20 protein-coding genes are annotated in these 25,194 nt (G+C 62.8%); 9 read left to right on the top strand and 11 right to left on the bottom strand.

The annotated features are described in order from the left end of the window. Window positions 1-1,943 (top strand): cadherin domain-containing protein (locus I2H38_RS21275; protein ID WP_196272907.1); only part of this gene is annotated, 1,943 nt, incomplete at its 5' end. A gap of 164 nt (window positions 1,944-2,107) precedes the next feature. Then, entirely contained in the window at window positions 2,108-3,385 is a 1,278-nt protein-coding gene (gene purD / locus I2H38_RS16170; RefSeq protein WP_196272908.1) for a phosphoribosylamine--glycine ligase, read from the top strand. Window positions 3,386-3,461: 76 nt separating this feature from the next. On the opposite strand, the gene I2H38_RS21525 is transcribed toward purD, so the two are convergent. Both I2H38_RS21525 and I2H38_RS21425 read right to left on the bottom strand, forming a co-directional pair. Then, window positions 3,462-3,674: a hexameric tyrosine-coordinated heme protein gene (locus tag I2H38_RS21525; RefSeq protein WP_407664096.1), complete on the bottom strand. Its 213-nt coding sequence runs from the start codon at window positions 3,672-3,674 to the stop codon at window positions 3,462-3,464. Window positions 3,675-3,812: 138 nt separating this feature from the next. Then, a complete protein-coding gene (locus I2H38_RS21425) occupies window positions 3,813-5,801 on the bottom strand; it encodes a hypothetical protein (RefSeq protein WP_324617419.1) in 1,989 nt (662 codons plus the stop codon). Between the two features lie 203 nt (window positions 5,802-6,004). Between I2H38_RS21425 and I2H38_RS16185 the strand changes: the two genes are divergently transcribed. After that, complete coding sequence (locus I2H38_RS16185; RefSeq protein WP_196272910.1) at window positions 6,005-6,913, top strand: alpha/beta hydrolase; 909 nt, start codon at window positions 6,005-6,007, stop codon at window positions 6,911-6,913. 64 nt (window positions 6,914-6,977) lie between these two features. Here the strand turns inward: I2H38_RS16185 and I2H38_RS16190 are convergent, their stop codons facing one another. Next, on the bottom strand, window positions 6,978-7,520 hold the full coding sequence (locus I2H38_RS16190; protein WP_229426753.1) for a nucleoside deaminase: 543 nt from the start codon (window positions 7,518-7,520) through the stop codon (window positions 6,978-6,980). Window positions 7,521-7,573: 53 nt separating this feature from the next. Here I2H38_RS16190 and I2H38_RS16195 point away from each other — a divergent pair, with 53 nt between their 5' ends. Both I2H38_RS16195 and rsmD read left to right on the top strand, forming a co-directional pair. Next, the gene (locus I2H38_RS16195) at window positions 7,574-9,925 is read left to right on the top strand and encodes a pseudouridine synthase (RefSeq protein ID WP_196272911.1); all 2,352 of its coding nucleotides are present in this window, start codon (window positions 7,574-7,576) and stop codon (window positions 9,923-9,925) included. Between the two features lie 10 nt (window positions 9,926-9,935). Further along, window positions 9,936-10,493, top strand: a complete 558-nt coding sequence (rsmD, locus tag I2H38_RS16200) for a 16S rRNA (guanine(966)-N(2))-methyltransferase RsmD (protein WP_196272912.1) — start codon at window positions 9,936-9,938, stop codon at window positions 10,491-10,493. On the opposite strand, the gene I2H38_RS16205 is transcribed toward rsmD, so the two are convergent. The 3 genes from I2H38_RS16205 to I2H38_RS16215 form a co-directional block, all read right to left on the bottom strand. Then, window positions 10,481-11,263, bottom strand: coding sequence for a hypothetical protein (locus I2H38_RS16205; RefSeq protein ID WP_196272913.1), 783 nt, complete (start codon window positions 11,261-11,263; stop codon window positions 10,481-10,483). The genes rsmD and I2H38_RS16205 overlap by 13 nt on opposite strands. Window positions 11,264-11,403: 140 nt before the next feature. Continuing rightward, on the bottom strand, window positions 11,404-12,330 hold the full coding sequence (gene ctlX / locus I2H38_RS16210; protein ID WP_196272914.1) for a citrulline utilization hydrolase CtlX: 927 nt from the start codon (window positions 12,328-12,330) through the stop codon (window positions 11,404-11,406). Next, a complete protein-coding gene (locus I2H38_RS16215) occupies window positions 12,327-13,382 on the bottom strand; it encodes an ornithine cyclodeaminase (RefSeq protein ID WP_196272915.1) in 1,056 nt (351 codons plus the stop codon). Before I2H38_RS16215 ends, ctlX begins: the two co-directional genes overlap by 4 nt. Before the next feature lie 127 nt (window positions 13,383-13,509). On the opposite strand from I2H38_RS16215, the gene I2H38_RS16220 reads away from it, so the two are divergent. Then, window positions 13,510-13,935 carry an Lrp/AsnC family transcriptional regulator gene (locus I2H38_RS16220; protein ID WP_196272916.1) on the top strand — a complete coding sequence of 142 codons (426 nt, stop codon included), beginning with the start codon at window positions 13,510-13,512 and terminating at the stop codon, window positions 13,933-13,935. Window positions 13,936-14,024: 89 nt separating this feature from the next. Here I2H38_RS16220 and I2H38_RS16225 read toward each other — a convergent pair whose 3' ends face one another. Continuing rightward, the gene (locus I2H38_RS16225) at window positions 14,025-14,939 is read right to left on the bottom strand and encodes a pirin family protein (protein WP_196272917.1); all 915 of its coding nucleotides are present in this window, start codon (window positions 14,937-14,939) and stop codon (window positions 14,025-14,027) included. A 105-nt stretch (window positions 14,940-15,044) separates the two neighbouring features. Continuing rightward, on the bottom strand, window positions 15,045-15,617 hold the full coding sequence (locus tag I2H38_RS16230; RefSeq protein ID WP_196272918.1) for an NADPH-dependent FMN reductase: 573 nt from the start codon (window positions 15,615-15,617) through the stop codon (window positions 15,045-15,047). A 180-nt stretch (window positions 15,618-15,797) separates the two neighbouring features. Here I2H38_RS16230 and I2H38_RS16235 point away from each other — a divergent pair, with 180 nt between their 5' ends. Together I2H38_RS16235 and I2H38_RS16240 are read left to right on the top strand one after the other, a co-directional pair. Beyond that, window positions 15,798-16,082: a GNAT family N-acetyltransferase gene (locus I2H38_RS16235; protein WP_196272919.1), complete on the top strand. Its 285-nt coding sequence runs from the start codon at window positions 15,798-15,800 to the stop codon at window positions 16,080-16,082. A 109-nt stretch (window positions 16,083-16,191) separates the two neighbouring features. Then, window positions 16,192-16,761 carry a hemerythrin domain-containing protein gene (locus I2H38_RS16240; RefSeq protein WP_196272920.1) on the top strand — a complete coding sequence of 190 codons (570 nt, stop codon included), beginning with the start codon at window positions 16,192-16,194 and terminating at the stop codon, window positions 16,759-16,761. Window positions 16,762-16,782: 21 nt separating this feature from the next. Here the strand turns inward: I2H38_RS16240 and mutL are convergent, their stop codons facing one another. Together mutL and I2H38_RS16250 are read right to left on the bottom strand one after the other, a co-directional pair. Then, entirely contained in the window at window positions 16,783-18,621 is a 1,839-nt protein-coding gene (gene mutL / locus I2H38_RS16245; protein ID WP_196272921.1) for a DNA mismatch repair endonuclease MutL, read from the bottom strand. Window positions 18,622-18,957: 336 nt separating this feature from the next. Further along, a complete protein-coding gene (locus I2H38_RS16250; protein WP_196272922.1) occupies window positions 18,958-20,277 on the bottom strand; it encodes a glucose-6-phosphate isomerase in 1,320 nt (439 codons plus the stop codon). A 183-nt stretch (window positions 20,278-20,460) separates the two neighbouring features. Here I2H38_RS16250 and I2H38_RS16255 point away from each other — a divergent pair, with 183 nt between their 5' ends. Beyond that, complete coding sequence (locus tag I2H38_RS16255) at window positions 20,461-23,739, top strand: cadherin domain-containing protein (RefSeq protein ID WP_196272923.1); 3,279 nt, start codon at window positions 20,461-20,463, stop codon at window positions 23,737-23,739. Window positions 23,740-23,898: 159 nt separating this feature from the next. Here the strand turns inward: I2H38_RS16255 and I2H38_RS16260 are convergent, their stop codons facing one another. After that, window positions 23,899-25,176: a M16 family metallopeptidase gene (locus tag I2H38_RS16260; RefSeq protein WP_196272924.1), complete on the bottom strand. Its 1,278-nt coding sequence runs from the start codon at window positions 25,174-25,176 to the stop codon at window positions 23,899-23,901. Window positions 25,177-25,194 lie beyond the last annotated feature (18 nt).

Genomic DNA, 25,194 nt, shown 5'->3' on the forward strand with positions numbered 1-25,194 from the left:
TGACCGGCACCGATCCGGATGCGGGCGACACCTTCACCTTCACCCTCGCGGATGACCCGAGCGGCAAGTTCGAGATCATCGGCAGCGAACTCAGGCTGAAGGCCGGGCAGCACCTCGATTACGAGACCGCGAAGTCGCATGTCATCAAGATCGCGGTGAAGGATCACGGCGGGCTCACGGTCATCCAGGAGGTCACGATCCAGGTGAAGGACGTGGTGGAGACTGGATTGAATCATGCTCCGACCAAGGTCACGGTCAATGGCGGCACGGTGGCGTGGCTCGACGAGAATTCCAACCACAACACGTTCATCGGCATCCTTGACGCCACGGATCAGGATAGCGACGACCTGACCTATTCGTTCGCTCCCGGCGGCGATGCGGGCGGCCTGTTCGTCATCGACAGCCTCACCAAGCAGATCAAGCTCGCGCCCGGCGCGACGATTGACTACGAGACTCTTCCCGAAGGCGGGAAGTTCTACACGCTCAAGATCGTCGCATCGGACGGCAAGAGCTACAGCGCTGCGCAAACCATCACGATCGTCATTCGCGACGTGAACGAGGTTCCGGAGATGACACTGACCGGGACCGGCCCGGGCGGTACGCTCGTCGTCGCCGAGAACTCTGTGACGAACACGCTCGTCGGCACGCTCAGCGCGGTCGACCCCGACGGCGACGCGGTAAGCTATACGCTCCTCGACAACGCGGGCGGGCGCTTCAAGCTCGTCGGGACACAGATCCGCGTCGCGAACGGCCATCTACTCGACTATGAGGCCGCCGACGGCCAATCCCATGACATCAGTGTTCTGGTGACGGATTCGAAGGGCGCTACTCAAATCAAGACCTTCACCGTCGTCGTCACCGATGTGGATGAGACCGTACCGAACCACGATCCGACGGGCGTGACGCTCTCGCGAACGGCGGTCAATGAAGGCACGACCGGCCTCATCGCGACGCTCACCGGAAACGACCCCGATCCGGGCGAGACTTTCACCTTCGCGCTCGCGGAAGACGTAAGCGGAAAATTCGAGATCGTCGGCAATCAGCTCCGGCTGAAGGCCGGCCAGGTTCTCGACTACGAAACTGCGAAGTCTCACACGATCAAGATCACGGTCACCGACCACGGCGGCCTTTCGGTCACGAAGGAGGTCACGATCGCGGTCAACGACGTGGACGAGACCATTCCGAACCGTGCGCCGACGGACATTTCGCTGAGCCGCGCGTCAATTCAGGAACTGGCATCCGACGGCACAGAGGTCGGCGCACTCTCCGCCACCGATGACGCCGGCAGCGTTCACAGCTTCACGCTTCTCGACGATGCCGGCGGCCGCTTCGAGCTTCGCGGCGGCAAGATCTGGGTGAAGAACGGCGTGAAGCTCGATTTCGAGCAGGCGCAGTCTCATCAGATCAAGGTCAAGACGACCGACCAGGGCGGCATGTCTTTCGAGAAGGTGCTCACCATCGCCGTGACCGATGTCTCGCCGGAATCGACCCTCGGCAGCGCCGACAACGACAAGATCGTCGGCGGCGCGGGCAACGACACGCTAGGCGGGGGCGTCGGCAACGACACGCTCTTCGGCGGGCTCGGCAGCGACGTGCTGACCGGTGGTGCGGGCAATGATGTGTTCGTCTTCGACACCAAGCCGAGCAAAAAAGCCAATTTCGACAAGATCACCGATTACGTCGTGAAGGACGACTCGATCTGGCTCGACAACGCGGTGTTCAAGAAGCTCGGCAAGGGCACGGCGGCGGCCCCGGGCAAGCTGAACAAAAACTTCTTCACAATCGGCGACAAGGCGAAGGACAAGGACGACTACCTGATCTACGACTCGAAAAAAGGCATCCTCTACTACGACGCCGATGGAAGCGGCGGCGGAAAGGCCGTGGAAATCGCCAGCCTGAAGAAGGGGCTGAAGATGACCGCCGCCGAGTTCTTCGTCATCTGAGATCAGCCCGCGCGCCCTCCCAAGCCTCGCCGGGAGGGCGACGCCCCAAGTCTCCTGCCCTCCGGCCTCCTGCCCTCGCGCCAATCCGCGCGATGTCGCGCATCCGGGGTAGGCGAAGGCCACTTGAGCCGTTAAGAGCGCTGGATCACAGGAGGCGTGGCGGCATGAACATTCTTCTCATTGGCTCTGGCGGACGCGAGCATGCTCTTGCCTGGAGCCTGTCGGCCAGCGCCCTGTGCGACCGCCTTTTGATCGCCCCCGGCAATCCCGGCACCGCCCAGCATGGGACAAATGTCCCCCTCGACGTCACCGACCACGCAGCGTTGATCGCCTTCTGCCGGGCGGAAAACGTCGATTTCGTGGTCGTCGGGCCCGAAGCGCCCCTCGTCGCCGGGTTGGTGGACGATCTCAGAGCTGCCGGAATCAAGGCTTTCGGGCCGAGCAAGGCGGCAGCACAACTTGAAGGCTCGAAAGCCTTCACGAAGGACCTCTGCGCCGAATTCGACATCCCCACTGCCGCCTATCGGCGCTTCACGGATGCACAGGCCGCCAAGGCCTATATCCGCGAACATGGCGCGCCCATCGTGGTGAAGGCCGATGGCCTCGCCGCCGGCAAGGGCGTCGTGGTTGCAACCTCGCTGGAGGAGGCGGACGCCGCCATCGAGATGATGATCGGCGGCGGCCTCGGAGCGGCCGGGGCCGAAGTGGTGATCGAGGCTTTTCTAGAGGGCGAGGAGGCGAGCTTCTTTGCGCTGTGCGACGGCACCACCGCGATCCCGCTCGGCACGGCGCAGGACCACAAGCGCGTCTTCGATGGCGATGAAGGCCCGAACACGGGCGGCATGGGCGCTTATTCTCCCGCGGCCGTGCTGACGCCGGAACTGCAAGCCCGCGCCATGCGCGAGATCATCGAGCCGACGCTCGCCGGAATGCGCGCGCGCGGCACGCCCTATACCGGGGTTCTCTACGCGGGGCTTATGCTCACCAAGGACGGACCGCAGCTCATCGAATACAATGCCCGCTTCGGCGATCCGGAGACCCAGGTGCTGCTGCCGCGCCTCAAATCCGACCTCGTCACCGCGCTCCTTGCCGCCTGCGACGGGGTATTGAACAACATTTCCCTGCAATGGACGAACGAGGCCGCGCTGACCGTCGTCATGGCGGCGAAGGGTTATCCGGGCACGGTCGAAAAGGGCTCCGAGATCCGGGGCATCGACAAGGCCGAAGCCCTGGAGGGCGTGATCGTCTTCCACGCGGGCACGAAGCAGGATGGCGACAAGATCCTCGCCAATGGCGGGCGCGTTCTTAACGTCACGGCGTTGGGCCGCACCATCGCTGAGGCGCAGGCCCGCGCCTATGAGGCGGTGTCGAAGATCGACTGGCCAGAAGGCTTCTGCCGCCGCGATATCGGCTGGCGTGCCGTGGCGCGCGAGCGGGGCTGACAAAGCCGGATCCGAGCGAGCAATACGGGTCGGCGCCAGTCGTTGTTAGCCGCGGCGATAGTGGCGAACTCCACCGCTACCGGCGACTTGCCGCTATCAGCCCATATGGATCATGCGCGGATTGCGCGCGACCGCTCTTCAGCACCACCACCTCTTTCTGCATCGCGTGGATGGAGTGGCAGTCGAGGGTGATGGCCAAGGCCCTCCCCTCCTCCGGGCGGTTCCGGGGGCACCTGAAGCATCTCCTTCGTTCGGCTATGCTTGCAGCGTTCCTAGAAGACGCCGTCACGAAGGGCTTCCTTCGGGCTTACACCCTCCGTTCCCAGACACCCGCTTAAGCGAGTCATGGGGCGGACGCGGGGCTGACGCAACGACGACCCTCCATCGAAATGATGGACGCCGTTCGCGCAGCCCCGCGCTATTCCAACTAGATGACGAAGAAATCGGCGGCGGTCAGCTTGAGATGCTTGGAGAGGATAGCGATCTCCACCGCCTTGCCCGCACCGTTGCCATCGGCATCGTAGGAGAGCCGCCCCGTTTTATCGTTGTAGACTAGGTAATCATTTTTATCCTTGGCTTCGCCAATGGTGAAGAAGCCCTTGTTGAGCTTGCCGGGCTTATCCTCGGTGCCCTTGCCGAGCTTCTTGAACACGGCGTTGTCGAGCCAGATCGAGTCGTCCTTGACCTTGAAATCGGTGATCTTGTCCAGATTGGCTTTTTTGTTTGGCTTCGTATCGAAGACGAAGACATCCTTGCCGGCACCACCAGTCAAAGTGTCGTTACCCAGTCCGCCTCGGAGGATGTTGGCATAGTCATCACCCTTCAGCGTATCTTTACCCGTGCCTCCGCTGAGTGTGTCGGCGAGCAAGGTGTTGCGAGTCATCTGGGCGGAAGAGAGATCGATCTTGTAAGGAACGATCCAGCTTTGCGCGCCCTGAACGACCGTCACCGAGGCGGACTTTACACCTGTCGTGGCATAAGTATGGCTGAAGGCCGCACTACCGCTCGAGGGCGTCATCGTATCCGTCGTACCATCGCCCCAGGCGACACTGACTTTCGAAGCGCTCCCGACCCCGAGTTTTGCCTCAACGAAGCGCCCTTGAGCGATCGCCGCTCCGTAGGGAAGAAGCGTGGTGTCAACGCGAAAGACGTCAAAATCGCGGTTGGTATCGCCTGAAACCAGATTGCCGGCGTTGCTGCTGATTACGACATAGCGTCCGTCAGAGCTGATGCCAGCCCCAAAACTGTTACCGCTGCCTTGCGTCCCGTCGGCGCTCATCGAAAGGATCGTGACTTCGCCTGTCTGGAGATCTTTGCGGAAAACGTGAGTCTTGCCGTTGGTACCACCTGCAACCAGATTGGTTGCTTGGCTCTCGAACACAGCATATCGACCATCCGCACTCACGCTGATTCCGACGCTTTCGCCGTTCGCTTGTGTTCCGTCGACGGCCGTGGATACCCGAATGATTTCGCCCGTATTGAGATCTTTGCGGAAGATATCCGTCTTGCCGTTGGTGTCACCTGCGACCAAATTATCGGCGTCACTTGAGAAGAGAACATAACGACCATCGGCGCTGATATCACCCCAGGCACCGCTGTCGGCGTTGGCTTGAGCCCCATTCGCCGCCGTGGAGACGCGGGTTATTGCTCCGGTCTCCAGATCCTTTCGGAAAAGGTCCGTCTTGTCGTTGGTGTCGCCCGCGACCAAGTTGGTCGCCTCGCTCCTAAACAGGACATAGCGGCCATCGGCACTTAGATTGACTCCATAGCTTACCCCGTTGGCATGGGTGCCGTCAGCCGCTTTGGAAACAAGGATCATGGTGCCTGTCCGCACGTCCTTCCGAAAGACGTCGGGGCTCCCATTGTCGTCACCCGTCACGAGATCGGACGATCCCGATGTGAACATGACGTAGCGCCCGTCAGCACTAATATGCCCTCCCGCCTCGAGAGACCCTTCGCCAACGACTCCGCCGTTACGCTCTTTGGCGGAGATGCAAGTAATCGCTCCGGTCTGCACGTCCTTCAGAAAGACATTGGTTAGGTTACTGCCGTCGGGCACCAGATTGTCGGCGTCGCTTTGGAAGACAACGTAGCGGCCATCCGCGCTGATATGGGGCGCCCACCCCCCCATGCCGTTGGCCTGTGCCCCGTCCGCGGCCGTCGAGACGCGCACGATGGCGCCGGTCAGGAGATCCTTGCGGAAAACATCATCCCAACCGTTGGTGTCGCCCGGGACGAGATTATCTGCGCGACTCGTGAATACAACATAGCGGCCGTCAGCGCTGATCTGGGGACTGTGAGCACCGGCTCCGTAAGCGTTTTCGGCTTGGCCGCCACTTGCGGTGGTAGAAACCCGGGAAATGACATCGGTGGCGACCGGCCGGCTAAAGGATTGGACGTTAAGGGTGAAGGGCACGAAATTCTCCAGGGGTTAATGGTTCAGGCTATACGGCAAGTGTTCGCTATTCTATGAATACGCACCGTTATATCACGCCATTTATTTTTGCAACTCACTGCTAGAAGGGAGCCCCTGGCAAATCCTAGATGCGAACGGGGGCCTGACGAACGCGTACTTTCCGCTAAGTGTTGACGTAACTGACGGACACGCGAGTAAGCGCCATGAGCGATGACCTCTTTCCCGGCTTCGAGTCCCACTGGATCGACACGGAAGCCGGACGCATCTTCGCGCGCTCGAAAGGGGACGGCCCTCCCCTCGCGCTGCTGCACGGGTTTCCGCAGACCCATGTGATGTGGCATCGCATCGCGCCTGAACTCGCCGAGACACATCGGGTCGTGTGCATGGACCTGCGTGGCTATGGCTGGTCCACCGCGCCGAAGGGCGATGCCACACATGAGACTTATTCCAAGCGCGCCATGGGGCGGGATGTCGTTCGGGTGATGGAGGCGCTGGGCGCGGTGCGTTTCGCCATCGCCGGGCATGATCGCGGCGCGCGGGTCGGCTACCGGCTCGCCCTCGACGAGCCGGGGCGGGTGGAGCGTCTCGCGCTTCTTGACATCCTGCCGACCTTTTATGTCTGGGCGCAGATGAAAGCGGGCAAAATCCCTGCCGCCCATTGGGGTTATCTCTCACAACCCTATCCGAAGCCCGAGGAGGAGATCGGCCGCGATCCGATCCCCTATTTCGAGGGGCTGATGCGCTCCTGGTCGGCGGCGGGGGATCTTTCCGCTTTCGACCCGCGCGCCATGCGCGCCTACCGGGAGGGGTTCAACGAACCTTCCCGCATCCACGCCTTCTGCGAGGATTACCGTGCTGGTGCGACACGGGACATCGAGGCGGACGACGCGGATCTGGCGGCGGGAAAAACCATCCATTGCCCGGTGCAACTGATCTGGAGTGACTTCTACCTCGTCAGCGGCCCCATCGGCCACGGGCAGCACCCGCTCGACGTCTGGCGGCAAAGCTTCGCGCCCGGGATTTCCGGGGTGGGCATCTCGTCAGGGCATTTCGTAGCAGAGGAAGCGCCGGGCGCGACGCTGGAGGCGTTGCAGGGGTTTCTGGACGCGTGATCCCTGTTGTCATCCCCGGCCGAGCGCAGCGAGGGGAAGGGGATCCATAAACGAGACGCTAGAGCTATGGATCCTCTTCCTCCCCAGCAGCTCCGCTGCCTCCAGCCGGGGATGACACCGAGGGGGCAGTCCCATCGCGCTTGTCAGCAAAAAACGCCTTCAACAACTGTGCCGCCTCGCTCTCCCGGATCCCGCCATAGACCTCCGGCGCGTGGTGGCAGGTGGGCTGCTGGAAAAAGCGGACGCCGTTTTCCACAGCGCCGCCCTTGGGGTCATACGCCGCGAAATAGACCCGGCGGATGCGAGCGAACGAGATCGCAGCCGCGCACATGGTGCAGGGCTCGAGCGTCACGTAGAGGTCGCAGCCGGTCAGCCGCTCGTCCTGAAGGGCTTCGCAGGCGCGGCGGATGGCGAGCATTTCCGCATGCGCCGAGGGGTCGTTGAGTTCACGTGGGCGGTTGCCATCGGTGGCGATGACACGCCCGTCCCTCACGATGGCCGCCCCGACCGGCACCTCGCCGCGCGCGGCCGCCGCCCGGGCCTCGTCGAAGGCGACCGCCATCGGGTCGGATTTCGGATCGAACTTGCTGGAGCCGGCGTTGTGCATGGGGGTTATTGTGGGGCCTCGCTTCTGTTGCTTTCCTCTGCTATCAGGCCAACATGACCGACAGCAATGACGATAATCGTAAGGGCCGTTCTTCGGGACGCCCCGACCGCGGCCGCACTTCCGGTGATCGGCCCCCCTTCCGCAAACCCCGCGAGGATGGTGACCGCCCGTTCCGCGCGCGCGCCGGTGACGAGCGCCCGCGTAAGGTCGGCGACAAGCCGTTCCGTCCGCGTGGCGAGGGTGGCGACAAGCCATTCCGCAGCCGCGACAATGACGAGCGGCCCCGCCGTCCCCGCGAAGGTGGCGACAAGCCCTTCCGCGCCCGGCGCGAAGAGGGGGATCGCCCCTTCAAGCCTCGTGGCGAAGGTGGCGACCGCCCGTTCCGCCCCCGCCGTGAAGAAGGCGACAAGCCGTTCCGCCCGCGCCGTGAAGAGGGCGACCGTCCCTTCCGCGCCAAGCGGGAGGACGGGGATCGCCCGTTCCGGGGCCGTGGCGGTGAGGACCGTCCGCGCCGCTTCGACCGCGCTCGCGAGGATCGCCCGCAACGCGCCCGCGAAGAGCGCCCCGTCGCCCAAGTCGAGCCGCAGGAGCCCGCCGAGGACCGGATCGCCAAGGTGATCGCCCGCGCCGGCGTCGCCTCGCGCCGTGACGCGGAGGCGATGATCGCGGAAGGTCGCGTGACCCTCAACGGCAAGGTGCTGGAATCGCCCGCGATCAATGTGACCGCCGCCGACGAGATCACCGTGGACGGCGAACCGTTGCCGGTGAAGGAGCGCACGCGCCTGTGGATGTTCCACAAGCCTCGTGGTCTCGTGACCACGGCGCGCGACCCCGAGGGACGCCCGACCGTGTTCGACAACCTGCCCGAGGACCTGCCCCGCGTGGTGGCAATCGGGCGGCTCGACATCAACACTGAGGGCCTTCTGCTTCTCACCAATGACGGCGGCCTTGCCCGTGTCATCGCTCATCCCGATACCGGCTGGCTGCGCCGCTACAAGGTGCGTGCTCATGGCGAGGTGACCCAGGCCGATCTCGACAAGCTTCGCGACGGCGTCACCGTCGACGAGATGGAATACGGCCCCGTCGAGGCCCGTCTCGACCGGGTGCAGGGTGACAATGCGTGGATCACGCTCGGCCTGCGCGAGGGCAAGAACCGCGAGGTCAAACGCATCCTCGAACATCTCGGCCTGCAGGTGAACCGCCTGATCCGGCTGTCCTTCGGCCCGTTCCAGCTCGGCGATATCGAGCCCGGTATGGTCGAGGAAGTGCGCACCAGAACGCTCCGCGACCAGCTCGGCGCGGCGCTTGCCGCCGAGGCGGGCGTCGATTTCGAAAGCCCGGTGCGCGAGCCTATCGCTCCCTTCGGCTCGCCTAAAAAGGCGGAACACGAGGAGCGTCAGGAACGCCGTGGCGAGCGTCCGTCCCGCTTCGCGCGGGATCGCGACGAGGAGCGCCCGCGCCGGCACCGCGAAGAGGGCGGAATGCCCTTCCGCGCCCGTGGCGACGAGCGTCGCGGCCGTGACGAGGAGGAGCCGCGCAAGCGCCCCTCGCGGCTTGAGGTGAAAACCAGCGTCTGGCGCGCCGACGAGGGCGAAGAACCCGCCCGCAAGAAAGCGCCCCGGCGCGGAGCCGACCCGCGCGAAGCCCGCGTGGCGACCGGCCAGCGTGCGCATCAGCGCGTCGGCGCGATCGAGTCGAGCGAGGGCCGCAAGGTTCTGGTCGAACGCCTGGTCAGCGAGCCCAAGGAAGAAGCCCCCGCGCGCAAGCCGCGCCGGGACGCAAGTCGCCCCGCTCCCGGCGGTGAGGATCGTCCGCACCGCCGCATGAATCGCGACGAGCGTCCGTCACGCAGCGAAGGCGGATTCGAACGCCCGCGCCGCGACGACGACCGTCCGCGCCGTCCGGCCGGCGACAAGCCGTTCCGTGCACGCAGCGACGAGGGCGACCGCCCCCGTCGTCCGGCTGGTGACAAGCCCTTCCGCGCACGCTCCGAAGAGGGTGCGGAGCGTCCCCGCAAGCCGCAGGGCGACCGGCCGTTCCGCGCACGCGGCGACGATGACCGTCCGCGCCGTCCCGCTGGTGACAGGCCGTTCCGGGCGCGCTCCGAGGAGGGTGGCGACCGCCCCCGCAAGCCTCAGGGCGACCGTCCCTTCCGCGCGCGCAGCGACGAAGGCGACCGCCCGCGCCGTCCGCGTCCCGAGGGCGATCGTCCCTTCCGCAGCCGCGATGGTGACAAGCCGTTCCGCGCTGGTGGCGACGACCGTCCGCGCCGTGGCCCGCCCCGGGGCGATGGTCCGCCGCGCGGCGGCCCGAAAGGCCGTCCGGGCGGAGGCTTCAAGAGCGGCGGACCCAAGGGTGGCTCGAAGGGCGGCCCGAAAGGCGGCCCGCGCGGACGTCGTCCGTGAGGGCTGACCTGTGAGGATCGTCGGCGGACGCTGGCGCGGCCGCTCGCTGGCAGGACCGAAGTCGGACGGCATCCGCCCGACTTCCGATCGCCTGCGGGAGGCGCTCTTCAACATCCTCCAGCATGGTTATGACGACCCGCTCGAGGGTGCGCGTGTGCTCGACCTGTTCGCCGGCACTGGTGCGATGGGCCTGGAAGCCTTGTCGCGCGGTGCGGCTTTCGTCCTCCTGGTCGATGAAGGCGCCGAGGCGCGCGGCCTGATCCGCGAGAACGTGGAAGCCTTAGGCGCAGGAGGCGCGACCCGCCTCTTCCGCCGCGACGCCACCCGCATGGGGGCTGCCGCCCCCAACGCCCCCTTCTCCGTCGTCTTCTGCGACCCGCCCTACGGCAAGGACCTCGCCCCCCAAGCACTCCGCTCCTGCTCTGAGGGCGGCTGGCTGACACCGGACGCGCTGGTCGTGGTGGAAGAAGCACAAGGCGCGGACCTCACGCTGCCCGAAGGCTTCGAGGAACTCGAGCGGCGGGATTACGGAGAGACGCAGGTGGTGTTCGGGCGCTACCGCGCCTGATGCACTCTACGTCCGTTGTGCTTTGCACTGAGTACTTTGACCAGCGCAGCAACTGCCAACCCAGTGGTTGCCCCTGACGCGAGGGCGAAGAAGCCAAGATCCAGGCTCACCCCTGCAATGACTATCAGCCAAAGCGATATCGCTGCGAAGAAGCCGAAAGCGACAAAGCCCAAGGTAAACCTCACGACGCCCAATATCGCGCGCACTTGCGCCGAGCGGCCCTCACCACGTCGGCCATAAGGCACCAGGAAGAGCGCCCCGACAAATCCCAGGCCAGCAATGATGAGCAAGGAGCCTTTCATCCCCCTTGCCATCGCATCGTTCGCCTCCGCCCGTTCCTGCGCGGTGGCTTCTCGCAAGGAGAACCCCCAGCTCTCCGACCCGCCCTCCAGATCCCATAAGCCATCGCGGTCTTCACTCGAAAGACCGGGAACAGCCGGACCTTGGCGGAAGGATGACGGCTCAAGTTCAAGCACCTGGTTCGTCCGCAGATCGACAATGAGACACCCGCCACCCGCTTGGCACGATAGTGCCATGACAACTGACTTTGGACTGCGCGCGAGCAACCGCCCTTGCGCATCCAGGATCAGCGCGCGAACCGGATCAGGGCCGAAAATCCCATCGCCGCTCAGAAGCCGCACCTCTCCAAGTTCGCCGTTAGGGAGAAGGATCTTCTCGACGTGCGTGAAATAAGGCCGATGCGCGAAAGCCGGAAAGCTTGCGGCAGCAAAAACAATAGATGCGAGAATGAAGACCGAAAGATATCTCATGCCCGAATAGCCTATCGCTTGACTGTCTTGCATTCACCTGCCCGAACCGACAGGGACGCCACCGCATCAACAAGCAAAAAGGTACGTTTGGAAACAGCGAGAGTTTTGAACGTTTTGCAAGGCCTGTTGGAGCTGCGCCTCTATGGGCGTCGCGACAGATGCACACTGGCGAGCATGCAGCGGACGGAGCCTCCGGCGAGTTCGATGGTGGGCACGTCGAGCGCCACGATTTGCACCGACCGTTCCAGAAGCTGGCGCTGTTGAGTGTCGAGGGCGCGCAGCGCGCGGGTGGACATCGCCAGAACGCGCCCGTCGCGACCTTGCAGTTCGATGGCGTTGCCGGTGAAGGCGCCGATCTGCCGGTGGCTGAGATCGACAATGGTGCGCCCGCTCCCTTCCAGCCGCTCCCGGATCTCCTTGCGGCGGGTAACATTCTGGATCGTTTCGAGCCCGATCAAACAAACCTCGCTGCCGATGCACATCAGCACGTTGGTGTGATAGATCGGCCGCCCAGCCGCATCCGCCGCATCGAAGACGATGGGCTCGAAGTTGAAATGGGTGCAGAAACGCTCAAGCGACATGTCGTTGCAGCGGTTCGAGCGGGCCGCGTACGCGACGCGCTCGGCATGATCGAGAACCATGGCGCCGGTGCCTTCGAGATAGACACCGTCATATTCCAACCCCGAATAATCGATCACGTCCTGAACGCGGTACTTCCGCTTCAGCATCTCGACGACGTCCGCGCGCCGTTCCTTCCGGCGGCTCGGCGAGAACATCGGATAGATCGCCACATGGCCGCCGGCATGGGTCGAGAACCAGTTGTTGGGGAAGACCGAATCCGGAGAGGTGACGCTTTCGTCCTCGAACAGATGAACCGTGACGCCCGCAGCCTCCAACGTTGCTGCCGCTTGTGTGACCTCGGCATAGGCATCGGCGGCAATCGCCTTTGCCGTCCGCGCCGCATCCTCCGACTGGAAGGCATTGTCTTTGGCGGTGTCGGCGTTGGGCGAGAAGTGATGCGGACGGATCATGACGACGCTCCGCGGCGTCTGGACGAAGAAGCTCATGCCCGCGCCTTCATCCTGACTGGGGCATGCTGGTGAAGCCGCGGCCGCAACAAGCCGAAGAGATCGCGCGGATCGCGCGGCTCCGCCAAAAGGTCGATATCCGCATAGAAGTCCGTACCCTGGACCTGATCGCGCAGATAGCGCAGAGCGGAGAAATCCTCAGTCGCGAAGCCCACGGAATCGAAGATCGTGATCTGCCGTTCGGAGGTGCGGCCCGGCTTCTTGCCGGTCATGACTTCCCACAATTCCGTCACGGGGAAATCCGCCGGCATCTGCTGGATCTCTCCTTCGATGCGGGTCTGCTCGGGATATTCGACGAAGACATCGGCGCGCAACAGAAGCTCGCGCTGCAATTCGGTCTTGCCGGGGCAATCCCCGCCGACGGCGTTGATGTGCACACCCGCGCCGACCATGTTGTCGGACAGGATGATGGCCTTTTGCTTGTCCGCCGTCACCGTCGTGATGATGTCGGCGCCAAGAACGGCCTCCTGCGAAGTGCCGGCGACGACGATTTCGAAACCTTCGTCAGTGAGATTGGCCACGAATTTTTCGGTCGCCAGCGGGTCGATATCGAACACCCGCAGCCGCGATATTCCGAGGATCGCCTTGAAGGCGAGGGCCTGGAATTCCGACTGGGCTCCAAGACCGATCATCGCCATCACCTTGGCGTCGGCGCGCGCCAGATAGCGCGCGGCCAAGGCGGAGGTGACCGCCGTCCGAAGCGCGGTGGTGATCGTCATCTCCGACAGGAACTGCGGATAGCCGGTCTCAACATCGGAGAGCACCCCAAACGCCGTGACAGTCTGCAAGCCGCTATAGGTGTTGCGGGGATGTCCGTTCACATATTTGAAGCCATAGAGACTGCCGTCGCTGGCCGGCATCAGCTCGATCACGCCATGCGCGGAATGACTGGCGATGCGGGGAGACTTTTCAAACGCCTCCCAGCGGCGGAAGTCCTCTTCCACATAGCCCGCGAGACCGACGAGAAACTCCGGCAGGCCTGTCGCCGCAATGAGATTGGTCACATGTTGCACGCCGACATATTGAACCACGCGATACCTCCACCGGAATGAGTTGGCATGAGGGCACGCTCGCTCTCAGCTCACATGATATATAGAATATTGCGCATTATCGCGACCAATTCTTGCATTTTGCATGGTCTGACTATACAAATTGTCCATGCACCACTTCGATGATCTCGATCGCCGATTGCTCGACGCCCTGCGGCAGGACGGCCGCGCTCCGCTGTCGAAACTCGCGACCATCCTGGGAATATCCCGCGCCACGGTTCAGGCGCGGCTGGACCGGATGCTCGAATCCGGAGCTGTTCTCGGCTTCACCGTCCGCGTCCGCCAGGACCATGAGGACAACGCCATCCGGGCGGTGATGATGATCGAGGTTTCCGGCAAGTCGACCACCGCGATCGTCAAGAAATTGCGCGGGTTGCCGGAGCTTCACGCGCTCCACACGACGAACGGCACCTGGGACCTGGTGGCTGAAATCAGAGCGTCGAACTTGAGGGAATTCGACCGCGTGCTGCGCGATGTCCGCGCCATCGACGGCATCCTCAACAGCGAGACGAGCATTTTGCTGAGCTCGATTTGAGAAAGCGAAACGGACCGTCGAGGTCCAAAGGCATCGCTTTCGCAAAATGACCACGCCGTTGTCTTCGCCTTTCGCCTCTGGCCGGTCGCCTATTCCGGCAGAGGAATGAACTCGGTTTCCTCTGGCACGGGGGCGAAGCGACCGGTTTTCCAATCCTCTTTCGCCTGCTCGATGCGCTCCTTGCTCGATGACACGAAATTCCACCAGATGTAGCGCGGGCCTTCCATGGCCGTGCCGCCGAGAAACATCAGGCGCGAGGGGCGCACCGCGCGCACCGTGATCCGGTCTCCCGGGCGGAAGATCAGAAGCCTCGGGCCCTCGAACCTGTCGCCCGCGATTTCGACTTCGCCGTCGAGCACATAAATGGCACGCTCCTCGTAAGTCGGATCGAGGGGCGCGGTCGCACCGGCGTCCAGCCTGACTTCAACGTAGAACCAATCGGACAGGGACTTGACCGGCGCCGTCTTTCCAAACGCGGAACCGGTGATGACGCGCGCATGCACGCCGCGATCCGCGATGACCGGAAGAATGTCGGCGTCAAAGTGCTGAAAAGAGGGATCGACTTCTTCCTGACCGGCTGGGAGGGCGACCCAACTTTGAAGCCCCAGCATGGCGTGCACACCCGCACGCTCCAACTCCGGCGTGCGCTCGGAATGGGCAATGCCGCGCCCGGCCGTCATGAGGTTCATTGCCCCGGGCACGATCTCCTGAATGTTGCCCTCGCTGTCACGATGCAGGATCCGGCCATCGAAGAGATAACTGACCGTGGCGAGACCGATATGCGGATGCGGCCGCACATCCATTCCCTGGCCTGCCAGGAATTGCACGGGACCGAAATGGTCGAAGAAGATGAACGGCCCAACCATCTGCCGCTTGCCATGCGGCAGAGCGCGCCTGACCTCGAAACCGCCAAGGTCGCGAACGCGCGGTACGATGACCAGTTCGAGGGCGTCGCAGGATTGGGTATCACCGAGGATAGGGTCATTCGACGGAAGCCAACTCATCGCCGTCTCTCCTCATCTGCACGAGCGCGTGCCGAGGCTATTCCAGATGCACGCGGTCGCGCAATCACGACCGCGTTAGCAGCGGATGCCGCGCGCTGATCGGTCTCAACCAGCCTTGCGCAGTCGCGACGATTGCGCAAACGCGACGAAGCCCTTCGCGAAACTCTCAAGCTGTTCGCGGATCTTCGGGTCGGTGAGACGGCCATCCTCCGTGAACACGCTTGGAGCCCGCGAAACGAGCAGACGCCCCTCGCCCCAGAACTCGGCTCCGAGCGTGCGGAGCACCGGCAGCCAGGCATTCTGGCTCAAGATGGTGCCGAACCCTCCGGGCGAAGCCCCCATCACCGCGACCGGCCGTCCACCGAACACGCGCTTGATGTCCGAAGCGGGGCGGGACAACCAGTCGATAGCGTTCTTGAACACACCGGGAATGGAATTATTGTATTCGGGCGTCGAAAGGAGCAGGCCGTCCGCCTCGGCGATCGCGTCCTTGAGGGCCGTTACGATTGCCGGGATGCCCTCGCTGGCTTCCACATCCCCGTCATAGAGCGGGATGCCGCGGATCGTGGCGATGGTGAGTTCCACCCCATCGGGCATCACGTCCTTGCAGGCGCGCAGAAGGGCGGCGTTATAGGACCCTTGACGAAGGCTCCCCGAGATCCCGACCAGCTTCGTCACGAGTGCTTCCCTTCTCCAACAAGCGCAGATCAATCTGAAGCCCGCGCCCGCTAAGGTCAACAAAGGCGACGCCGAAGGGGCATGCTGCCTTGCGAAATGAAACGCTGCCCCAATGGATCAGGAACGGCTACAATTCTCACTGCAGCCGCTTCGCCTGCCATAGACACCAGGAGCAAGATCATGGACGACAGCATCGTCGATAACCCCGTCGATCATCGGTTTCAGCTGGCTGTCGGAGAGAGCATCGCGGCGGCCTATTATCGGCTGAAGGATGGCAAGGTCATTCTCACCCACACCGAGGTCCCCCAGGAATTGTCGGGTCAAGGCATCGGGTCGAAATTGGCCCATGGCGTTTTCCGGCGGATTCGCGAAAGTGGACGCAAAGTGGAGATCAAGTGCTCGTTCATGGCGTCCTGGGCAGCACGCCATCCCGAGGTGAATGATCTGGTGGTCGCCCGCACCTAGAGCCCTCGCGGCCCGATGCCTCACTCGTTGTCTCAATCACCGTCGTTTATCGAAGGCGCTGTGGCGTGCTTGCGAGACTTTTTTCAAACCAGTCGGATGAAAAGAATCCATGACCCTTCTCGATCTTGACCGACGAACCGGCTGGCCCGAGGACATGCGGGTGCTTCTCGACCTTTATCCTCGTGAGGTTTGGCCTGCCCATGCCAATCTAGGACGAACCGCCCGCTTCTGGCTGAAGCGCCATGACATGTTTCGTGAGCTCGGGGGCGCGCTGCAATCAGCGACTGCCCAGTTTCGAGAAGGGCTGATCACGCCATCGGAGTTTCAGGGGTGGTTTGCGCCCCGGCTTCAGTTCTTCCTGTCGGGGTTGAACGATCATCACCATATCGAGGATCACGCGTATTTTCCGCTGTTCCGTGCGGCCGAGCCTCGCCTGGTGAGAGGTTTTGAGGTTCTTGAGAACGACCACGATGTCATTCATCAGTCCATCGAAAAGGTTATGGACGCCGCCAACGATCTCCTTCGGAACCTGCAGAAGGACAGCCTTCAGCGATCGGCCGACCATTATGCCGATGTCAGTGATTGCCTTCTCTCGGGACTGATCCGACATCTGGACGATGAGGAAGATCTTATCATTCCTCTGATCCTCGATCGCAGCGAAGAGAAGCTAGGCATGTGACGCCAAAGCGGGCCGAAGCGTTCAACGCCGCCCGAACAGCCGCTCGATATCGCTGAGCTTGAGTTCCACGTAGGTCGGCCGCCCGTGATTGCACTGGCCCGACAACGGTGTGGCTTCCATTTCGCGTAAAAGCGCGTTCATCTCTTCCGGCTTCATACGCCTGCCTGCGCGCACGGAGCCGTGACAGGACATGCGGGAGAGCACCGCGTCGAGACGCTCCTCCAGCGGGTGCGAGCCGCCCTGCCCCCATTCGGCGAGCGCATCCGCCACATCCTGAACCAGCGCCTTGATGCGGCCACCAGCGAGCGCGGACGGAACCTCGCGCACCAGAAGCGCGCCGGGGCCAAAACTTTCCAGAACGAGACCGAGGCTCTCCAAGGTCGCGGCTTCCGCCATCACGCGATCCGCATCGACCGGATCGAGATCGACCACTTCCGGGATCAACAGCAATTGCCGCGCGATGCCCGACGCCGTGCGCTCGCGCTTCAGGCGTTCATAGACGAGGCGCTCGTGCGCCGCGTGCTGATCGACGATGACGATGCCGTCCTGTGTCTGCGCGACGATGTAGGTGCCGTGCAACTGTGCCCGCGCCGCGCCGAGCGGTGCATCATCCGCCACGTGATCGTGCTCGGTGAACGTGGCGCGGCTGTCGGCGGAGGGCGCGGCGAGATCAGGCAGGCTCGCCTGCATCTCCGACAGGCCGGGAGTGCGGGAGGCTTGATCAAGCGGGGCCTGCCATCCGGCAAACGCGCTGGCATGGCGGAAGGACGGAGCGCGATGCGCCACCGACACCGGGCGCAACGGCGCGCTCTGCGGACGCAGGCTTTCCAGCGTGCGCGTTCCGCCGGTGGAGGCGGACCGGAAACCGAAACGGGTGATCGCTTCCTTCAACGCGGCCACAAGAAAGCCGCGCACGAAAGCCGGATCGCGGAAACGGACTTCCGTCTTCGCGGGATGCACGTTCACATCAACCGAGCGCGGGTCGATATCGACCATCAAAGCCAGCACGGGATGACGGTCGGAGGCCATGACATCCGCATAGGCCCCGCGCACCGCACCGAGCAGAAGCTTGTCGCGGACGGGGCGTCCGTTGACGACGAAATGCACATGGCTCGAGGTGCCGCGATGGAAGGTCGGCAAGCTGGCGAAGCCCGACAGGCGCACGCCCTCGCGCGTGACGTCGATCGCCATGGCGTTCTCGTTGAACTCCGCTCCCAGCACGCGCGACAGGCGTCGCAGGAAACCATGCTCGCTCGCCGGTTCCGGCGGATAGGTGACCGACGTGATGTGCTCGCCCGAGAGGGTGAAACGGATCGTCGGATGCGCGATAGCAAGCCGTTTGACGATCTCCGTCACGGCCTGGGCTTCCGAGCGGTCGCTCTTCAGGAATTTCAACCGCGCGGGCGTGGCGGCGAACAGGTCCGTGACCTCGATCTTCGTGCCCTTCGGCGCGGAGGCGGGCCTGACCGCGCCTTTCACGCCCGCTTCGACGACGATGGCGGAGCCGGTCTCGGCGTCTTCCGTACGCGTGGTGATGGCAAGGCGCGCCACCGCGCCGATGGAGGGCAGAGCCTCGCCGCGAAAGCCCAGCGTATTGATGGCAAACAAATCTCCGTCGGGGATCTTCGACGTGGCGTGCCGCTCGACCGCAAGTTCGAGATCCTCCGGCGTCATGCCGTGCCCATCATCGATAATGCGGATCAGGCGGCGTCCGCCCGCCTCGACCGTGATCTCGATGGAGGACGCGCCCGCATCGACCGCATTCTCGACCAACTCCTTCACCGCCGCCGCCGGACGCTCGACAACCTCGCCCGCGGCGATGCGGTCGACGAGTATGGGATCGAGGCGGCGAACGGTCATGACACCCTATTGGCTTTCAGGGATTCGAGAGAACAAAGATAGAGATTGAGGCCGAAGGACGCCAGACGGCGCGGCTGCGTTTTCGCCCGTTTCTCCCTCCCTTGGGGAGAGAGTTGGGGTGAGGAGTCGCGCGTTATCCGGATAGGCCTGTCCCCCCTCACCCTCGCTTCGCTCGACCTCTCCCCATCGGGGAGAGGTGGGTGCGGCGGGTAGGTTGGACTTGGGACGGGAGCTTTTGGCGCTGTCGTTGTGACGCGTCTCCCCACACCTCTCCCGGCGGGAGAGGTCGGACCGCAGGTCCGGGTGAGGGGTTTCAGGTCTGTCCGGAAGACGCGCCTACTTCGCTTGCGCGAGATATTGCTTCGCCAGGATCTTGCCCTCTTCCACCGCCGGCTGGTCGAACGGATCGACGCCGAGCGCATAGCCGGTCAAAATCGTCTCCAGCATGAAATGCATCAGGAGTTCGCCCAGCGCGCGCTCGTCGAGCTTCTCGATGTGGAGACGGCGCGTCGGGCGGCCGTTCTTGGCGAGCGTATCGGCAGTGGCGCGGCCTTGGGCCGCCACCAGATCGCCGATGCGTTTGCCCGCAAAGCCGGGCTCTCCCGCGCGCTGCGCCAGCTTTTCGTCGATGAGCGGCCCCTGCCCTGCGACCCCGGTCGTCAGGATGGTGACGAGCTTGTCGTTCGGCCCCGCGAGATAGAGCTGCAACTGGCTGTGCTGGTCAACCGGGCCGATGGCGGCCACCGGCTGCGAGCCCTTGCCGTTCTTGCCGACACTTTCGGCCCAAAGCTGCACCCACCAGCGGGTGAAGCGCTCGAGCCGGTCGGCATAGGCCATGGTGACGGCAATGTTCTTGCCCTCCATCGCCATGGCGACGTTGAGCGCAGCCCCCAAAGCCGCGGGCGCATCTTTGGCCGCACGACCGTCGCGGAACGGCGCATAGGCGTCCGCCGCGCCGTTGCGGATGGCGGAGATGTCGAGGCCGAGCACGGCGGCGGGCAGAAGGCCCACATTGGTCAAAACCGAATAGCGCCCGCCGATGCCGGTGTGATGCTCGAGGAAACGCACGCCTTCCGGTTCAAGAAGATCGCGCAGGGCGTTCCTGCCACCAGGCTTCCGGGGTTCCGACAGGCCGAGGAACATGTCGTTCGGGTGCGCCCGCAGGCCAGCCCGGTCGAGGGCGGAGAGCACCGCGATGGTCTGCATCAAGGTCTCGCCTGTGCCACCGGATTTCGAGATCGCGACGAAACGGGTCGAGGACAGCGGCAGCTTGTGCAGGATATGGTCGAAGGTGACGGGATCGAGATTATCGAGGAAATGCACGCGTGGGCCATCGGCGAACCGGCCGGCACCAGGCACCGCGTAATCCTTCAACTGCGCGAGAGCCTGTCCGCCAAGGCTCGACCCGCCGGTGCCGAGGAAAACCACATCCGTCGCGTCCCGGCGCAGCCACGCCGCCGCCTCGCGGATGCTCGCGAGATCATCCGACGTATGGGGCATGTGAAGCAGCGGCAACCGGCCCGTGGCGTCGTCCTCGGCAAGGCGCTTCATGGCGTGGCCGACCGCCGAGAGGGCGGCGTCCAAAGCCGTCTGCGGCAGACCGCCTCCGCCGATGTTGGACGCAAGGGCGAGATCGATCGATTGCTGCAGGGCCATACGGGGACGCTCCGAGTCATACCAGGGAGCGTGACAGTAAGGCAGAGCGAGCGCGGCGGCTAGGGCGGGGGCTTTGATAACGCCACCACGTTGAAAACACTCGACTTCCAGGCTGCCGGCGGCTTGCGCCGACAAAGGTCGCCCGTTAAGCACCGCAACGAAACAACATTATTGAGGCATGCTATGGCAAAAGGCGCTTACGATCCAACGAGAACCGGCAACCCTTACGTCGACGGGGTCCTTTCCGGCTGGCATTGGGATAGCAACACCCTGCGCTATACTTTCCCGCAAAGCCCCTCTGCTTATCCGGTTAATTATGGCGGGTATTACGAGCCCCTCTTCGACTTCTCTCCCGTCTCGGAGCAGGCGCAGCAAGCCATGCGGGAATTCATCCACGGAGCGCAGGCGGGCTCCTCCCCATGGATGACACTGACGCCTATCGAAGGTTTCTCCAATCTGACCCTCGTCGAAACGACATCCACGTATCGCGACACGGAGATCATGATTGCCCATTCGTCGAAGGGCAATCCGACGGCCCATGCTTACTATCCGATGCCCTACAACGAACATCGAGCAGGCGACGTCTGGTTCGGCACCAGCATTGACTACAATTTTATGCGCCGGAATCCGCTTATCGGCACCTGGGGCTACAAATCCGCCATGCATGAACTGGGCCATGCTCTTGGCCTGAAGCACGGCCATGATCGTGACGAGTTGGAAGATGTTGCCTTGCCGCTCGACAAGGACTTCATCGAATATTCCGTGATGTCCTACAATTACGCACCGAAGGTGGAGCCGAGTTCCCTTGTCGCGGCGGATAATTGGCGGTTCTTCTACCCGCAAACCTACATGATGCTCGACATCGCAGGCTTACAGCGCATGTACGGGGCGAACTTCACCTTTCGCGCGACCGACACAGTGTACACCTGGGACCCCGACACTGGTGAGACATTCGTCAACGGCGTCGGCCAGGGGTTGCCGGGCGGCGGGATCGTGATGGGTCCGGACGCCAACCGAATCCTTCAAACGATCTGGGACGGCAACGGCATCGACACCTACGACCTGTCGAACTACACGACGAACCTTTCCATCAACCTGGAACCGGGCAAGTACTCCACCTTCAGCGAGGCCCAAAGGACATGGCTCGGTTATTTGAATGATGAATATTATTATGCACGCGGCAACGTCTACAACGCGATGCTCTACAGCGGCGACACGCGCTCGCTGATTGAGAACGCCACGGGCGGTTCCGGTGACGATACCATCAAGGGCAATCAGGCCGGCAATTACCTGATCGGCAACGGCGGAATCGACACATTGGAAGGCGGCGCGGGGGATGACACCCTCGATGGCGGAGCCGGTGCAGATACCGCGGTGTTTTCGGGGCTCAAGTCTGACTACACTATCGTCGAGAACTCCGACGGCACTTTTACGGTAACGGACAATCGCGCCGATGGTGACGGGACAGATAAACTGATCAGCATCCGATACGCGAAATTCAGCGATCAACGGATTGCCCTGCAACCCAACCACGCACCGACGGCGATCGACCTGTCCAACAAAAAGGTGGCGGAGAATATCGAAGTGGGCAAGGAGGTCGGCATCCTGTCGGGCACCGATCCAGACGAAGATCCGTTGACCTATCGCCTGACTTCCGATCCCGGCAACTATTTCAGGATCGAAGGCAACAAGCTGATCGTAGCCAAACCGCTCGACTACGAGACGTTGAAGGAACATACGATCACCATTGAGGGCAAGGACGCGGGTGGCCTCGCGACGACGAAGACCTTCACCATCGAGGTGACGAATGTCGTCGAAGGCCGGCCTCCGGCGATCCTGCTGATCTCTGTCAAGAACCTCGCCAAATCGACCCCTGTGGGGAGCGTCATCGGCGAAGTTTTTGGATGGGATCCGGATGGCGACAGCCTGACCTATCAGGTGACATTTGACGGGTATGGCTCTTTCAGCCTGAAGGGCAATCAGATCATCCTGGAAAAGGCCCTCGACAACCTCTCCATGAAGCAGATTTACATTCGAGCAACCGATGTCGAGGGTCTGTCGATCGAACGCGGCTTCGACATCAAAATCATCGACGATGGCGTCGGCAATCGCGCTCCTGCCTTCCTGTCGATCTCCTGCGAAAACATCGCGAGATCGACGCCTGTAGGCACTGTCATCGGCGAAGTCGCCGGATATGACCCGGATGGAGACAGCTTGGCCTATACGATGACGGTGGACGGGGATGGCTATTTCGGCCTGAGCGGCAACAAGATCGTTCTGAAAAAGGCGCTTGATGCCTCAATAACCACCAAGGAGATCTCCATTCGGGCAACCGATGTTGGAGACCTGTCCCTCGAAAAGAACTTCCAGATTAATGTCATCGGCAATGTCGCCGAAAATCGCGCTCCGACCATCCTGTTGATCTCCAGCGAAAAAATCGCGAGATCGACGCCTGTGGGCACTGTCATCGGCGAAGTTGCTGGATATGATCCAGATGGCGACAGCTTGACCTATACGATGACGGCGGACGGGGATGGCTATTTCGGCCTGAACGGCAATAAGATTGTTCTGAAAAAAGCAGTTGATACCTCAATAACCACCAAGGAGATCTCCATTCGGGCAACCGATGTTGGAGACCTGTCCCTCGAAAAGAGCTTCCAGATAGATGTCGTCGACGGTGTCGTGGAAAATCGCGCTCCGACTATACTGTTGATCTCCTGCGAAAACATCGCGAGATCGACGCCTGTAGGCACTGTCATCGGCGAAGTCGCCGGATATGACCCGGATGGAGACAGGTTGACCTATACGATGACGTTGGACGCGGATGGGTATTTCGGCCTGAGCGGCAATAAGATCGTCCTGAAAAAAGCGCTTGATACCTCAACCGGCGCCAAAGCGATTGGTATTCGCGCGACCGATGTCGGACGTTTGTCTCTCGAAAAGCGCTTCGAGATCAATGTCCTCGACGATCATGGCTCTACTCCTCCAACGTTTCCTCCAACCAGTCCTCCTACAACTCCTCCATCAATCCCCTCGCTGACCCTGCGCGGCACAACCAAGGCCGATACCCTCATCGGCGGCATGGGGGACGATACGATCTACGGGCGGCAGGGCAACGACGTGCTCGTCGGAAGCGCCGGAAAAGATATTTTTGTCTTCGACACGAAGCCGAATGCCAAAACGAATGTCGATATCATCATCGACTTCAACGTGAAGATCGACAGCATCTGGCTCGATCGTGCCGTCTTCAAGAAGCTCGGCAAGGGCCCCGCGGCGGAGCTGAACAAGAAGTTCTTCACCGTCGGGGGCAAGGCCAAGGACAAGGACGACTACGTCTTCTACAACAAGAGCACCGGCACCCTGTCCTACGACGCGGACGGCTCGGGGGCCGGCAAGGCAATCGAGATCGCCAAGCTCAGCAAGGGCCTCAAGCTGACCTACGCCGATTTCTTCGTGGTTTGAGCAAAGACTAGAGTTTGATCATGTCTCTTTGAAACATGATCAAACTCTCGAATCCTTACTGCCGCATGATCCGGGCGAACAACCGGTTTCCACTTGTTCTGATCATGCTCGAGACAAAAAAAGAGGGCCGCCAAGGCCCTCTTCTTTTTGGTGGAACCCTCAAAGCCCGGTGGGCCGCCCCGCGATCACCGTCAGCATTCTGCCGTCGCCGAGGACGCGATCGGCGGCGGCGCGGATGTCGGCTTGCGTGACTGCGCCGACAAGGCCATTGCGGTGGCCGATATAATCGACGCCGAGGCCCTCGAAGGCGATCTGGACCAGGGTGTGGGCGATCTTCGTCGAGGTGTCGAAGCCCAGCGCATAGGAGCCGATCAGGTAATCCTTCGCCTTCTGCAATTCCTCGTCGCTCGGGCCGTCCTGCCTCAGGCGCGCCATCTCGTCCGCAATCACCTGCAGGGCTTCGCCGACGCGCTCGTTCTTGGTTGCAGTGTAGCCCCAGGTCATCGCGGCCGAGCGATAGCTGACGAGCGAAGTGCCGACGCTGTAGGCGAGGCCGCGCTTCTCGCGGACTTCCTGAAACAGGCGCGATGTAAATGCACCGCCGCCGAGAATGTGATTGAGCACATAAGCCGGAATGAAGCTAGGATCGCGCCAGGCGATGCCTTGCATGCCGAAACGGATCACCGATTGCGGCACATCGAGATCGACCACGAAGCGCGAGCCGAGATTACCCAGCACTGCGGGCTCGATGATGGTGAGCGGCTTTGCCTCGGGCAATGCGCCGAAGACCTTGTCGAGCTGCGCCGACAGCCGCTCCGCGTTGATCGCGCCGACGACCGCGATCTTGATGCGTCCGCGCGTGATGATCGCGCGGTGCATGGCGACCAGGTCGTCGCGGGTGATCGAGGCCACGCTCTCCAGCGTGCCGGAGGTCGAGCGGGAATAAGGATGTCCAGCAAACCCTTCCTCGAAGAAACGGCGCGTGGCCATGACGCCGGGATCGTTCTGCTGGTAGCGCAGGCCCGCGATTGTCTGGGCGCGCACGCGCTCGATGGCGTCCTGATCGAAGCGCGGCTCGACGAGCGCGAGGCGCAGGAGATCGAAGGCCTCATCCGCGTGCTTCACGAGCGTCTTCAATGAGCCGCCGATGGCGTCGTTGCCCGCGTTGAAGGACAGCTCGATGGCGCGCGCCGCGAGATGTTCCTGAAACGTATCCGAATCGAAATCGCCTGCGCCCTCATCAAGCAGACGCGCCAGCATCTGCGCCACGCCGGGCTTGCCTTCGGGGTCGTGCGCCGAGCCGCCTTCGAAGGTGAAGGCGACGGCGATCAGCGGCACCACATCGGATTCGACATGCCAAGCCTCGACGCCGCTCGGCGATGCAAGCGTCGTCACCTTGGTTGGGGACGCGGAGTGGGCGGCGACAGAAGCGGTCATGGTCATCCCAGGTGTCAA

It is taken from the genome of Microvirga alba (assembly GCF_015694465.1).
GTDB classification, from domain to species: domain Bacteria; phylum Pseudomonadota; class Alphaproteobacteria; order Rhizobiales; family Beijerinckiaceae; genus Microvirga; species Microvirga alba.